Below are 14,023 nucleotides of genomic sequence, written 5' to 3' on the forward strand. Positions count from 1 at the left end.
AGGAGATCCTGCTCGCTGGCACCACGGGGAAAGACCTTGCCGAATGTCATGAACATGTCTGCGAATTCTGAATCAGGCCCTTTTGCGATGAAGTCCTGGAACCAGATCGATTGCGCCGAGACATGGTTGACGATGAGATCGGCCATGATCTCCACGGAGCCGGCCAGGGCGCGAACATCATCCCAGCTACCGAGGCGAGGATCGACAATCGTGTGATCGGTGGGATCGAACCCGGCATCAGCGCCGTCTATCGGGTTGAAGAAAGGCAAGGCATGGACGCCGCCGAACAGGCCTTGCAGCCTCCCGTCGAGCAAAGCTCTCAACTCCGGGAAGCCCCCTCCGCTTAACCGGTCGACGTAGGTGATAAGTTGTACACTGTTTTTCATTCAAAACTCTCGGTCTACTGTCTGGCGCTTGAGGTACGTTGGTCTTCGACTTCTGTAAGTTGCTTCAGTCGAGGATGGTCGACTTTCTCCAGGACAGCTGTCGATCAAGGTCCGCTCGTCCAAAAAAGAGCATCGAAAGAGCCTCGCCGATGAGATTGTTGTCATGATCTCTCGCCTTCCTCGTACGTGAATCCGCACCGGAAGGTTCGAGTTATCCCCGGATCGAGAAGTAAGTGATCGATGCGACCCGGCAGATTGAAGGCGTTTGTCAAATCTTCAACGGGTTCGAGCGCGATGGACCTGCGTCGATCCCTCGCAAGGGTGTCACCCGTGAAAACGTGCATGTGCCCGCGTTCTTGCCATACCGACAATTCCGCTCCAGAGCCCGGATCAACAAGGATCGTGCGTAGAGTGCCTCTCTCATTCACGAGGTTCGTAAAGCAGCAATCGAGAACCCGATCCCCAATCCTCTCCGGCTCGTTGAAGGTATCGTCGTCTCGAAGCTTCACCTCGCCGTTCGACGCGACTTTGGGAATTAGATCAACGGTTTCCACGACGGATCGCGATGGAACCTGCAAAATCAGGTCATCGATCGCGGTGGTTCCGGGCAATCTGAAATAGGGGTGCCACCCAGCAGCATAGGGAGCTCGCTGCTCGCCAAGGTTCGTGGTAGCGATCTGAAGCTCGACCTCATGTCCAGCGAACATATAGACAACGGAGATTCTAAGATCGTACGGGTAGCCGGTGGCACCAACATCTGCCGTTTCATGGATGAGCTCGATCCGGAGATTGTCTCCGTCAGAATCGACCTGACCAAGCGCAAAAAGCCTGACACGTGCAAATCCGTGATAAACCTCATCTTCGCCTTCGGCGATCGGCGAAAGCTCGTGGACAAGGCCGTCGAAATCAAATCGACCACCTGTGAGGCGATTGGTAAACGGAGCGAGGATTCCATTGCGGACGCCGTTTTGCGACTTCAGTTCGCGCAGGTCGCGATAGCCGTCAACGAGGCTTTCATCTTCCAGACCGTCGACGCTTCTTGGCCACCAGTCGAGAAGCGTGGCGCCTTGCAAAGCTATTCGGGCACGATACCGGGGCCCTGTAACTTCGATCGTTTCGATCCCCTGTATCGTCTTCGCCGATATCGTCGTATGGCTTTGTCCTGACTCCGTGCTGACCACCGTTTTCTCCATAATCGAGCCTTGGGCTCATAGATTGTTCCTATGCGCAGGTGCGGAAGTGCTGGTGATAAGCCGGCTTTCTCCGAGCAGACCCTCCTCGTCCATGATTGGATGCGCCACCGAGGTGATGTGAGCATTGATCCTTTTGAGATCGCGAAGGATGTCGAGATGAAGTGAACTCGTTTGCAGGCTGTCAGCGCGCCCGTCGCGCAAGCGTTCCAGATGACGCTCCGAAGAGCGCTTCTCCATGCGGCGAACGTCGATCTTCCTTTCCATCAGCTGCTTGGCGAGTTTTATGTCGCGAGTAATCAGGATCGTTTGCGCGATCCTGAGGTTGTCGATCGTCAACTGGAAAAGCTGCTGGAGTTCCTCGAAACCATCGTCTGAGAACTTCAGGCCCTGCGCGACCTTTTTCGTGACTTCGGGCACCAGGCCTTTTTCGATGATGTCGCCGATATGTTCGAGATTGATGGCGTAGTCGATGATGACAATCGATCTGCGCCCCTCTTCCTCCGACAGGCCGTTACGTCCCAGCTTTGAAAGATAGACTTTGATCTCCTGCTGCAACCGATCGACCTGACGCTCGAGAGAGGGAACGTCCGTCAGTCCCGTGGTGGTGTTCCGGTCGAAGGCATCGGAAACCTTCAGGAGCATCTTCTCGACAATATCGCCGACACCGAGCACCTCTCTCGCTGCACTGGCCAGAGCGACGACCGGCGTCGAAAGTTCGTCCGTGTCGAGGTAGTTGGGTGTGTTTTCCGGTTGTGGTTGATCCGGGATGAGAACTGCCATCCAGCGAGCGATAAGCCTTGAGCATGGCCAGGCGAGCGCCGCAAGCGCAAGGTTGAAGGCAAGATGCGCATCGACGGGAAGTTTCGATGGCGGGAGCGGTATCAAGGCGAGCCATTCAGCCAAGGGCTGGGCGATGGGCAATGTCAGCAAACAACCAATCGCCCGGACGATCAGGTTGCCGAGGGTCACACGCCTCGCGGCGCTTGAGCCTGACAGCGATGCAATCACGGGCGGAATGGCTCCGCCGAGATTTGCACCAAGGACCAGTGCGACGATGAGGCCACCCGACAGCATGCCTGCAGACGTCAGTGACAGAATGAGGATGACGGCGGCGAGGCTTGACGATGACACGAAGGCAATGACGGCTGCGAAAATCATAGCCACCGGCCAGGCGTTGTCGAGCAAACCGACAAAGGCTGCAAGCGCCGGAGAATGCCGCAAAGGGTCAGTCGCGGTGCTCAGCAGATGGAGAGAGAGCAACATAAGGGCTATGCCGATCAGTGCCGCTCCTGCGCCTTGGCGAGATGTCGAGCCACTCCGATGAAGTATGATGCCAAGAAAAAGGAGAACGGGTGAAATCCATTCTATGCCGGTTGCCACAATCCATGCCGTGACAGCCGTTCCAACGTTGGCACCGAGCAGAACGACCTGCGCCATCCTAGGCTTGATCAGCTCCCGTTCCACAAAGGACGAGACCATCAGTGCTGTTGCCGTGGAGCTTTGAAGGGCGACAGTTGCGGCGAAGCCGGACAGGAATGACCGGGGACTGCTGCGCGTTCCCGTTGCGAGACCAGATCGCAATCTGGCTCCCAATGCGCGGGTCGCGCCGTCCTTCACCTGAGAGAGGCCGAACAAGAGCAATGCCACGGCGCCAAGCAGATTGATCATGACGATGGTCGATTCCAACGGCTATTCCTTTCTCGATCGGCCGGGCACACCGCACGACTGAACGTTGACCGCTGAAGGTGATGGTATGGACACGGGTTTGGCCGACGCGCGTCGCGCGATGAGGATCCTCACGTATTTCGTCGATCCAGCAGCTTGAAAAGGTCGGTAGGCAGCAAGGGAGGATCGCTGCCCACCGTTATCCTGCCGACTTTGCCACGCGGGCAGGATAAGTGTCTTGTTTTGGCGAAAGGCGCTGGCCTTGGTGGGAGCGACAGGGAAGAGCTCAAGCTTGCTTGTCTCTTGATCTGCACCAGCAGACATCGGTCGCCAGGGAGCTCTTGCCATTTCGCGAGCCTCCTCGCGCGAGGCTATGTGTTTCGTTCCCGCCGTCATTCGGGAGCAAAGCTCAGTTGCAGAGAATAGCTGCGGCTCTCACCCGGGCCGAGTTTTCCCCCTTCAGCCGGCCGAAGATCCGAGCGCGGCTCGATGCCAAGCGCAAAGACTCCCGACTGATATGCCCGCCATGCCGCGAACTTCGGAAGGGCGCTCCGGTCATACTTCAAAGAAACAGCAAATCCACACGTCGGGTTATGAAGTCTGATTGGCGTCTCGTGTGGAGTTATACGGAAATCGACATGGTCGACTTTCTCGCCGAAGTCGTCCTGAGCAACGGGGGGCCCGGAATTTATCTCAGCGAGGATCTGCTCCGGAAGTCCGGCGATCTTCAGGGACTCGTCAAGGAACGGGTAGCCGAAGTTCAGGTGATAGAGGATCGCATGGTCCGAAGGCCGGAAACTACGGTTTGCAATCGTGTCATCAATGATCAGCGTGGTTTCGAAAATGGGGACGGTGATCTTGCGATACAGCTCCAGAACCTCGCCAAAGACGCTTGCCTGGCGCACGGTCCCCTCGCACACGATATTGAAGTTTTCCGGTTCTACGCCATATCGATGCAGACGCGCTTTCTCAGTCGAGATCCTGCCATGTTGCGGCATCCTCCGGGTTGTCAGATTGGGATAGTTGTAGTGGCCGACATCGGCGTCATAAGGCCTGCTGTATTGATCCAGGCCGCATGTGACCATGAAGCCGTCGAAATTGCGAAAAAAGCCCAATCCTTCCTCGGAGTCGGGATCGTGGGTCGGAAACACCATTTGAGTCGGAGAATGCCATCCGACATTGGTGCCTCTGAACGACAGGCCCGAAACATCGAAGCCTCGATCGACCGCGATTTCGAATGCGACGCCTTTTGCATTTCGGCCGATCAAAAGTCGCTGGCCGCGCCCTGGTCCATCGTCCAGCGTCACAAGCCGAATATCTGCCAGAGCACGCAGATCTGCTGTTCGTCTTAGGAGATCAGTATCCATGTCGAAGCCCTCGGCCATCTTCATCGACCTCGATTTAAGTCGATCAGCTCATGGGCGCGCTGAAGGCAGTCCGGTTGTTCGCTGCGATAGCGAGAGTTGATCTCCATCATCAGGATGGTTTCCGGAAGGAAGTCGAGTTCGGCAAAGATTTCGTCGAAAGGAATATCGCCCCACCCGAGAGGCATGTGTAAGTCGCCGATACCCAGTGCCGTGTATTCCTGGGGGAAATGTCCCTTGTAGAATTCAAACGGTCGGCCAAAGGAATCGTGGACATGCAGATGACCAGCGACCGGGGCCATGGCGCGGAGCTGATCACGAAAATCAAGGCCCCGATAGGTTGATTCGAGATAGGCGTGGCTGAAGTCGATCAGGGCTACCACATTCGGGTGGTTGACGGCCTTTACCGTCGCCGCAACCTCGGCCGGAGTTTGACGATACTGGCCTGGCTCTGTGGTAAAAATATTCTCGAAAGCGATGCGAACACCGTATCCTTTGGCATGCTCGCCCAATTCGGACAGGGCTTCGCGTTGGCGCTCGTCAGCGCTGGCGCGTTCAGCAACCTGGTCGGCGCGAAGAAACCCCGCGTGCTGGACGAGGACGCGCGCGTTAATGCTGTCGCATATCTCGACCAATGCCGTTGCAGCATCGACCTGATACCGGTGCGTGGCGGGGTCCATGAAGTTCGAGGACACGAGGCCGTGGACGGTATAGCGAAAGGAGAATGTCTGAAGCAGGGTCCTGAGCCGATTGGCGCGCTCTTTGATGATACGGCCGCCCGCGATCAGATCGAGGCTGGAAAGGGCCAGTTCGACCGTGTCGACGCCGATTGACTGAAGCTGGCGCAGATCTCTCTCGAGGCTGCCAAGCTCGCCGTCTGTCGATGCCGTATTGAAGCCGGTTGCAATGATATTGCTCATAGTGATTTCCGCTCCTCAAGTTTCAGCCCGCCTTGGAGGCGCCGCCTGCGGTCCGTTGCTTTTCTCGTTGTTCCAGCCTCGCGAAGAGGCCGCGCAGTTCCGGCTCTCCGACCGCAGATGCCGCCATGCTCGGGCTGAACCATTGAAGATCGCGCTGATGGCGCTCCGGAAAGTCGTCTTCCATTGTCTGGACATCGAGAAGATGAACCTGCACCATTGCCGGGATGAGGTCACCGTCATCGAGTCTCTTGACATAGGTGAAGTGGCCCCAAGCCTTTTTTCGGACGCGCCCCCGGACACCTGCCTCTTCCCAGGCCTCCTGGCTTGCGACCTCGTGCGGCTTCTTTTTCCCCATTGGCCAACCTTTGGGTATGACCCATCGACCGGTCCCGCGGCTGGTGATGAGAAGAATCTCAATTGGGCATGAACTTTCGCCGGTTCGCCGGTAGCAGATCGCCGCGTACTGGGGCCTGCTCTCTCTGTTCCAGAGCTTGTCTGCTACCAGGGTCAACCGCGTTAAAGCTGTTTGTCCTGCAGGTTCACCGGGCATGGCGTGATCCACCCTCAAATTGAGAAAGCGATGGCGGCCATCCTCGGTGAGGGGCACGCTCAACGAACTGAATGTTCCTTTCCGAAGCAGCATCGCCCTGAAACAAGGGACCGCGCCCGGCTTTTGAGGGGCGCCGCGACCAGCAATGACGCGGCGCCCGGATTGCGAAGAGGTGTCCAATCAAACCGCCAGGGCCGCGACTATGCAGCCGCAGAGACCTTTTCGATCAGCGGGCGCACCTTGCTGAGGAATTCCTCGCTTCCACACGCAAAGCGGAGCTTCGAAGAGAGATCGATGTTGTCCCAGTCGATCGTATTGGAGATACCCAGATTGCTGAGTATCGGCAGTGCTGCCATCACATCCCAGGTCGAATCCCCGAGCGACACGTAGCCGTCGGTCTCGCCCATCGCCACTTCGATCATCGACAGCGTCGCCGCCCCGCAGAACCGAAAGCTGATATTCAGGTCATCCGAAATAAAGCGAATGACCTCCAGCCGGTCAGCCGTCGATGCCGAGGGGTGATAGCTAAAACCGGTCGAGGCGCGCGACATATCAAGCGCAGGCAGCGGCTTGATCGGTTGACCGTTGAGTTGAGTCGGAACAGTCTTCCCGCCGACCAGAGTCAGATCTCGAACAGGCGCATAAATCACCCCAAATGATGGACGACGGTTCTCGTAAAGGCCGACCGAGATTGCCCAGTTCTGGCCGCCGCGGACGAAGTTGAATGTTCCGTCGATCGGATCGATGACCCAGACGCGACCGGAGGTACCAGCGATCTCGCCACTCTCCTCACCCATGATGCCGTCATCCGGGAATGCCTTTCGCAAGCTGGCAATCAGAAATTCTTCAACGTCCTTGTCAGCCTCGGTAACGAGATCGAGGTGTCCCTTTGTCTCCACCGGAAGGCTCGACAGGGAACGAAAGTGAGCAAGGGCGCGCTCGCCGGCTTTGCGCGCGATCTTCTCGACGATGGCCGCGGTATCTTGGCCCGCAGACTTCGGATTATTCTGATCAGCCATTTGCTTCTTCTTTCAGCCTTGCAACCTGCGCGACGTCGTCTCCGAGTAGCTGGTCGAGCTGACCATCGCGAATCCCCTGAACGACCTGAGCTTCTACATTGACGCCGTACTGCATCAGCTTTTCGTGATGTCCGGCTGGCAAATAGCAGAATGCCGCGAAGCCCTCGTCCCGAAGCTGGCGCGCCTCGCCGCTGGCGAAGTGGTAGATCTCAATGTTCATCGCATCGAGATTGGCCTGGCGGGCAATAGCGGCAGGGTCGATCAGGCGGGAGTGCATGAGACCAACGGTCGGCACTTCCGGTATCGCTGCTTTCACGGCCTTCAGCTGGACATAATCGAACGAGGAGAACTGAATAAGGTCGGCACAACCCAGTTGGTCGACGAGCGCTCTCAGCTTCGGGAAGAAGATGTCGTTCTGGTCGTAGATCTTGAGCTCGACCTGATAGATCATGTCGAGTTCACGGGCGAGCTGAAGGGCATCTTTCAGCAGCGGGATCCGTTCTCCGGCAAATTGTTCGCCGAACCAGCTTCCGGCGTCGAGCCTGGAAATCTCCGAATAGGTCATGTTCTGGACGAGACCGCGACCGTTGGTGGTCCGGTCGACCGTCTTGTCGTGAATGAGGACCAGTTCGCCGTCGCGCGTGATCGAGAGGTCGGTCTCGCAGGTGACCTTGGGGCCCCCGAATTCGGATGCCTTTCTAAAGGCTGTGAGCGTATTCTCCGGAGCGCCGGCGCTATGGCCTCGGTGACCACCAAGACGCAGAGTCTGCGGCGTCATTCTAAGCGGATTCATTTTCTTTCCTTTCGTTCAACCGAACTGCGCGTTGGGAGATCACGCAGGTAATTTCTGTCGGCATACAAAAACTGCCCATCTCCAGGCGGATGTCAGCTTGCGCTGCGCACGACGCGTTCGACCCAGGCAACGTCGTCGCCCAGCAATTGGTCGATATGTCCATCTGATATCCAACCGGCCACACGGCGTTCGATATCGTCGCCATAGGAGGCTCGACGCTCGATCTCCTTTTGGGTTGCGATGACGACGACAGTGGCTGCGATGCCATTCCTGTGGAGCAGGATTGCCTCCTCTGGCGAGAACCGGTGCCAATCGAACTGAAGCGCATCGAGATGCGCCTCTTTCGCAAGCGCGACCGGATCGATGAAGCTGGTGTGGCTGAGACCGACGGTCGGGACCTTCGGGATCTGTCTCTTGATGTCCCGAAGTTGCCTGAAGTCGAGCGACGAAAACCACACGACGTCGTGGGCATCCAGCTCATCGAGCAACGCAGCCGTCTTCGGAAAGAGCAGGTCGTCCAGTCCCTGAACCTTCAGCTCAAGTTGCAGCAGCATCCCGTTCTCCCGGGCAAACACGATGGCCTCGCGCAATGTCGGTACGCGCTCGCCTTCAAACTCCGGAGAAAACCAACTGCTGACATCGAGCGCCTTGAGTTCGGCCAGCGTCATCTTTGACACCAAGCCTTTGCCGTTCGATGTGCGGTCGACCGTGGCATCATGGAAAAGGATCAACTCACGGTCGGCCGACAGGACCAGATCGGTCTCGCAAATGGTTGCACCGAGCTCCTTTGCCATGCGGAAGGACGCAAACGTGTTTTCAGGCGAAGCGACAAGGTGACCGCGGTGTCCGCAGATATGAACTGTCCCGGTCTCTGATCGTAAAATCGACATGGTATAAATCCTGTCACTGGCTAAGTACGCGGTCCGGACGCCGGTTGTGGACTATCTGGCCGGAGTGGGGCGTCAGACGAAATTAAACCGTTCCGGTCATTTCAGCGTGGGGTCGAAGATGTCGCGCAACTGATCGCCGATAAGGCTGATCGTCAGTCCAAGTACGAAAATGACGACTCCGGGAACGATCGAAATCCACCATTCCGTCATGATGTAGTCGCGGCCTGCACCGACCAGCGATCCAAGGCTGACCATCGGTGGCTGCACACCGAGCCCAAGGAAGCTCAATGAAGATTCCAGAATCAGAACCTCGGGCATCACGACCGTGAACGTGACGAGCACGATGGCAAGAATGTTGGGAAGAACGTGCTTCACCGCGATACGGAGGCTGCCGGCGCCATTGCGATGCAAGGCAGCGATATACGGTTTTTCCAGTTCAAGACCGGCCATGGTCCGCGTCAGTCGCGCGAAACGCTCCCAGCCGAACAAGCCAAGCAGGCAGATGAAGAGCGTCAGGCTGTTTCCGAGGAAGGCCAATACCGTTAGTGCGATGATGATAAACGGCATGGATGCCTGGAAATCGACAGCTACCCGGATAATGGCATCGGCGAGACCACGGCGGAAGGCGGCAATAAGGCCCAGCGTGGTGCCGATGGTCATGCTGATGATCGCCGCACCGAGCGATATCATGATGCTCATGCGCAGTGCATAGAAGATGCGGCTGAGGATATCGCGCCCCATCTCATCCGTGCCGAACCAGTGCACGGCGCCGGTCCCGACGTGAAGCGGCGGCATCTTACGCGCCTTCAGGTCAATCTGAGCAAATCCGTATGGTGCCAGTTTGTCGGCGAAGACGGCCAGGCAAATAGCTGCAACCATCACGAAAAGGCACATGGCCAGCAGAGGGTTGATGCGCGGCAGCTTCGAGACGAGGTCGGAGCTCTTCGGTGTAGCGGGCGTAAGATCTGTCATGGATGCCTCCTTCAAGACCGGTTCGAGTAGCGCAGGCGCGGGTCAGCCAGCGTCTGGAGGAAATCGACGAGCAGATTTGCACTGACCATGGCGATCGTGATGAGAATGACGATAGCCTGCACGACCGCGACATCGCGGGACGCCACGGAACTGATGAGGAGGAGGCCGACGCCGGGCCATGCGTAGACGGCTTCAACGACCGCCGATCCACCGATCATTCCACCAAGCAGAAATCCGAGCAGTGTCAGAAGTGGGAGGGCCGCGTTCGGCATCACATGCCTGACGATAAGTCCCCACTCCGAGACACGACGCGCGCGCGCCGCGAGGATATAGCGTTGGCCCATGACCTCGAGGGCGCTGGAGCGAACGAACCTCGCGATGACTCCCGCGTTGTAAAGACCGATTACCAATGTGGGCATCACCAGGTGAGCGAGCGTCGATCCTCCGCCGGACGGCAGGATCCGCAATTTCACGGCGAAGAGCTGGATGAGGAGAATTCCGGTCAGAAAAGTCGGGACGGAATGGGTCAGCACAGCAAGGCCAATCACGGTCCGGTCGACGATACCGCCACGGTAACGTGCGGCCACGATGCCGAGTGGAACACCGACGACGAGAGCAAGTACAAGTGCTGCCGCCATGAGCTGCAAAGTGGCCGGAAGCTTTCCGAGGACTGTACCGAGCGCGTCTTGGCCGCTACGTAGCGACACTCCGAAATCCCCGGTCAGCATGCGCCCGATATAAGCGAAATACTGTTCGGTGACAGGACGATCCAGGCCCCATTGCTGGCGCAGCATCTCGATGACCTGGGGTGGGGTTTCGACACCAAGAAGCGAAGTCATCGGATCGCCGCTGATGCGAAGCATGACGAAGGTGAAGGTGATGACGAGCCAGACCGTTAAGATTGCGCGCAGGACTGCGCTGGTCATTGTGTTCAGCATGATGCAGCCTCCGTAGGTATCTGGCGGTTGGATGCGGAATCCGCCGAATTTGCCCGGCGCCTGCCTTTCGGGACCGCCGCGAGCAGTTTCACCGTGTAGGGATCGGAGGGCCCGGCAAAGACTTTTGCGGTCGGTCCTGTCTCCACCACGCGACCGGCCTGCATCACGACGACGCGATGCGACACATGCCGCACCACGCGCACATCATGGCTGATGAACAGGATGGAGAGACCGCGCTTCTCCTGAAGATCGAGCAGGAGATTGAGAACCTGTGCCTGGACCGACACGTCCAGCGCCGAGACAGGTTCGTCGCAGAGCAGGATCTTCGGTTCGGCAACGAGCGCCCTGGCGATGGCGGCGCGTTGCCGCTGGCCGCCCGACATCTGATGGGGATAGCGGTCCAGCATCGCGCTTGGAAGTGCGACTGCATCGAGCGCATCCCTGGCCATATCACGCCGATCTGTCTTGCGTCCGATCGAATGAATGGCGAGCACTTCCTCGATCTGGTGACCGATCGTATGGCGCGGGTCGAAAGCGCCAAGCGTATCCTGGGCGACGACTTGAAGGACACGTGCCAGGCGCCGACGGTTCGGCCGGAGATACGTTTTGAATGGCTCGCCGAACAGCTCCAGCGATCCGCCATCGGGATTGCGGTCACCGCAAAGAAGTGCGGAAAGGGTCGATTTACCGCATCCAGACTCACCGACCAGACCGAGCGTTTCACCCTGGCCGAGGGTGAGGGAGACGCCGCGGACGGCATGGTGACCCTTGCGGCTATTCGGCAAAAGTGAAAAGCCGGATTTGTAAGTGAAATCGAGATCGCGGGCTTCGAGAACGGTCGTCCTGCCCAATGTTTCCAGACTCATGGCGAGAGCTCCGTTTCGTTTGTTGATGCTACGGCTTCGCGCCGCCAGTTCTGAGGCATTTCCACCAACCTGGTCAGCGGTTCGCCGTGTCCTGGCATCGCGTCCAGCAGGAGGCGTGTGTAGGGATGGCTCGGCCGCTCGTAGATATTCTCAGTCGTATCGATTTCCATGATTTCGCCGCCGTACATGACGACGATGCGATCACAGACCTCGGCGATTAGATCGAGATCATGGCTGATAAAGATCATGGCGATGCCGCGTTTACGGACCAACGAAACGAGAAGCGAAACGACCTGGGCCTGAACAGTAACGTCCAGGGCCGTCGTCGGCTCATCTGCAATGACCAGGTGCGGTTCAAGAGCAAGGGCCGTTGCGATCATGACGCGCTGGCACATGCCTCCGGAAAATTGCGAGGGGTAGTAGTGATAACGCTTTTCAGGCTCGTCGATCGCGACGTCCTTCAGGAGCTGCAGTGCTATCTTGCGAGCTTCTTCCGCAGAGTGTCCGGCACTTCTCGCGGCCTCGGCGATTTGTTCGCCAACAGTTCGCACCGGATTAAGACAGGAGACCGGCTCCTGGAAAATCATACCGATCGGTGGAAGCATTTTCGACGCAAGTGCCCCTGGCAGATCGGAGGCTTCAAATGCGTGGCCGCCGATCGTCACCGTACCGGAAGCATGAGCCATAGCCGGCAGGAGGCCGGCTATGGCGAGGCAGGAGAGCGATTTTCCCGAACCGCTCTCTCCCACGATCCCAAGAATTTCGCCTTCCTTGACATCGAAAGAGACGGACTTGACCGGAGTCAGTTTCAAAAAGGAAATGCTCAAGTCTCGAATGGAGAGAACGGGTTCACTCATTGGCGCAACCTCATTTGGTGGTGTTTGCGAAGGACAGGCTCTGGGCGCCGAGGTCCATGGCGAAAGTCTGCTTAGGCTCCCACTTCACCTTGTTGGAAATCCCGTAGAAGACGGCGTTCTGGTGCAGGACGGTGATGCCGGGATCCTTCAACTCGATGATGTCCAGCATGTCGGAGAAGGTCTTGGCGCGATCGGCTGGATCGATGGCCTGTTCGAGCTTCGCACCGAGGGCGTCGAATTCCGGGTTCTCCCAGATCTTTTGTGTACCCATCGTTGCGGTCTTTGCGAACGAAAGCGCGTACACGGATACATAAGGATCCGAAACGATGGCAGTGCTGGACCAATTGCCCGTCGCGCGAGCGTTTGTGTTTTCGAATAATTTGCCGGCTTCGACAAATTCCAGCTTGGCATTGATACCCACGGCCTGCCACATAGCGACAATGGCCTCGCTGACCGGGTTTTCTGCCGTGTAATAGTTGTTCTGCGAGCGGATCGTGATCTGCTCGCCGTTATAGCCGGCGTCCTTCAGGAGCTGCTGCGCCTTTTCCGGATTGTACTCGGGCTTTGGACGATTCTTCAGGTAAATCGATCCGAATTCCTTGAACTGCGCGCCATTCGGGACGACGGTTTTTCCATCCCAGATGGAGTCGACGATTGCCTGTCGATCAATGGCCAGGCTTAGCGCCTGGCGAACGCGCGGATCCTTGAGCACAGGATTGTTCTTGTCGTAGAACAGGATGCGATTATTCGGAACCGGACCGCCGACGATCTTCGCCTCAGTTGATTTGTTTACAACGTCGAGCTGGTCCGGCGGAAGATCGGTGACGATGTCATAGTCGCCCGCGAGAAGGCCGGCGATGCGCGACGAGACCTCCGGCACCACTTTGAAAGTAACGGTTTTAGCATTGGGCTTACCACCGAAATATTGATCGTGAGCAGCCAGCGTGACATGATCGTTCGCGATAGACTCAACGACCTTGTACGGGCCCGCGCCGATTGGCTTCTGCTTCCACTTGACCCAGTCGCTGCCGGCCTTCACCCAGGCATCCTTGCTGATGACAACGGCGGAATAGTTCGCCAGACGCTGCAACAAGACGGGATCCTTGAACTTCGTTACGAAGCGAACTGTTTCCGGATCGACAACGTCGACATGATCAAGGCTGCTAAAGCTTGTCAGGTAGGTTGGATATCCAGGCGCCTTTGGATCAGTCAAGCGTTCCGGACCAAACGAAAATGCCACGTCGTCTGCGGTCATTTCACGGCTGTCGTGGAAGATGACGCCCTTGCGAAGCTTTACTTCCAGGGTCGTGTCGTCGATCCATTTCCACGAGGTCGCAAGGTTCGGCTGAACCGTGTAATCGTTCAGGTCGAGCTTTAGCAAAGTTTCGTGGATCGATGGGTTATTGCGGAACGCGGCGTTGGATGCCTGGTCGACCGGCTCCTGGGTCTCGGGGTTTTTCTGAACTGCTATTCTCAAGTCGCGACGATTGTCCTCCTGAGCGATCGCTGCCCCGGTCGCCAGCGATGCAATGACGAGTGCCGTCGCCCCGATGAATGTTCTTCTCTTCATATTCTCCACTCCCTGAAGAGGCCGGTCAGCTGGGCTGTAC

Annotated in this window: 14 protein-coding genes; all 14 read right to left on the bottom strand. The window is 57.6% G+C overall.

The genetic code is table 11. From position 1 onward, the window contains the following. Positions 1–386 (bottom strand): alpha-amylase family glycosyl hydrolase (locus tag DXT96_RS26290; protein WP_246670663.1); only part of this gene is annotated, 386 nt, incomplete at its 3' end. Between the two features lie 161 nt (positions 387–547). Next, positions 548–1,579: an aldose 1-epimerase gene (locus tag DXT96_RS26295; protein WP_153517132.1), complete on the bottom strand. Its 1,032-nt coding sequence runs from the start codon at positions 1,577–1,579 to the stop codon at positions 548–550. 15 nt (positions 1,580–1,594) lie between these two features. Then, a complete protein-coding gene (locus tag DXT96_RS26300; protein ID WP_153517133.1) occupies positions 1,595–3,265 on the bottom strand; it encodes a Na/Pi cotransporter family protein in 1,671 nt (556 codons plus the stop codon). A gap of 371 nt (positions 3,266–3,636) precedes the next feature. Beyond that, the gene (locus DXT96_RS26305) at positions 3,637–4,611 is read right to left on the bottom strand and encodes a DUF4432 family protein (RefSeq protein WP_246670664.1); all 975 of its coding nucleotides are present in this window, start codon (positions 4,609–4,611) and stop codon (positions 3,637–3,639) included. A 20-nt stretch (positions 4,612–4,631) separates the two neighbouring features. Next, complete coding sequence (locus DXT96_RS26310) at positions 4,632–5,528, bottom strand: TIM barrel protein (RefSeq protein WP_153517135.1); 897 nt, start codon at positions 5,526–5,528, stop codon at positions 4,632–4,634. Between the two features lie 22 nt (positions 5,529–5,550). Then, entirely contained in the window at positions 5,551–6,135 is a 585-nt protein-coding gene (locus DXT96_RS26315) for an NUDIX hydrolase (RefSeq protein ID WP_371419014.1), read from the bottom strand. 143 nt (positions 6,136–6,278) lie between these two features. Then, positions 6,279–7,097 (bottom strand): inositol monophosphatase family protein, encoded by an 819-nt coding sequence (locus DXT96_RS26325; protein WP_153517137.1) that lies wholly within the window; start codon positions 7,095–7,097, stop codon positions 6,279–6,281. Beyond that, entirely contained in the window at positions 7,090–7,890 is an 801-nt protein-coding gene (locus DXT96_RS26330) for a glycerophosphodiester phosphodiesterase family protein (RefSeq protein WP_012654928.1), read from the bottom strand. Before DXT96_RS26330 ends, DXT96_RS26325 begins: the two co-directional genes overlap by 8 nt. Positions 7,891–7,982: 92 nt before the next feature. Next, positions 7,983–8,780: a glycerophosphodiester phosphodiesterase family protein gene (locus DXT96_RS26335; RefSeq protein ID WP_012654929.1), complete on the bottom strand. Its 798-nt coding sequence runs from the start codon at positions 8,778–8,780 to the stop codon at positions 7,983–7,985. Between the two features lie 96 nt (positions 8,781–8,876). Next, the gene (locus tag DXT96_RS26340) at positions 8,877–9,767 is read right to left on the bottom strand and encodes an ABC transporter permease (protein ID WP_202037112.1); all 891 of its coding nucleotides are present in this window, start codon (positions 9,765–9,767) and stop codon (positions 8,877–8,879) included. Next, positions 9,764–10,690 (bottom strand): ABC transporter permease, encoded by a 927-nt coding sequence (locus DXT96_RS26345; protein ID WP_012654931.1) that lies wholly within the window; start codon positions 10,688–10,690, stop codon positions 9,764–9,766. The genes DXT96_RS26340 and DXT96_RS26345 overlap by 4 nt, the downstream gene beginning before the upstream one ends. Continuing rightward, the gene (locus tag DXT96_RS26350) at positions 10,684–11,556 is read right to left on the bottom strand and encodes an ABC transporter ATP-binding protein (RefSeq protein WP_153517138.1); all 873 of its coding nucleotides are present in this window, start codon (positions 11,554–11,556) and stop codon (positions 10,684–10,686) included. Before DXT96_RS26350 ends, DXT96_RS26345 begins: the two co-directional genes overlap by 7 nt. Next, entirely contained in the window at positions 11,553–12,413 is an 861-nt protein-coding gene (locus DXT96_RS26355) for an ABC transporter ATP-binding protein (RefSeq protein ID WP_153517139.1), read from the bottom strand. The genes DXT96_RS26350 and DXT96_RS26355 overlap by 4 nt, the downstream gene beginning before the upstream one ends. Before the next feature lie 10 nt (positions 12,414–12,423). Beyond that, positions 12,424–13,983 (bottom strand): ABC transporter substrate-binding protein, encoded by a 1,560-nt coding sequence (locus tag DXT96_RS26360; protein ID WP_153517150.1) that lies wholly within the window; start codon positions 13,981–13,983, stop codon positions 12,424–12,426. Positions 13,984–14,023 lie beyond the last annotated feature (40 nt).

The organism is Agrobacterium sp. ICMP 6402 (assembly GCF_009498615.1).
Lineage (GTDB): Bacteria > Pseudomonadota > Alphaproteobacteria > Rhizobiales > Rhizobiaceae > Agrobacterium > Agrobacterium burrii.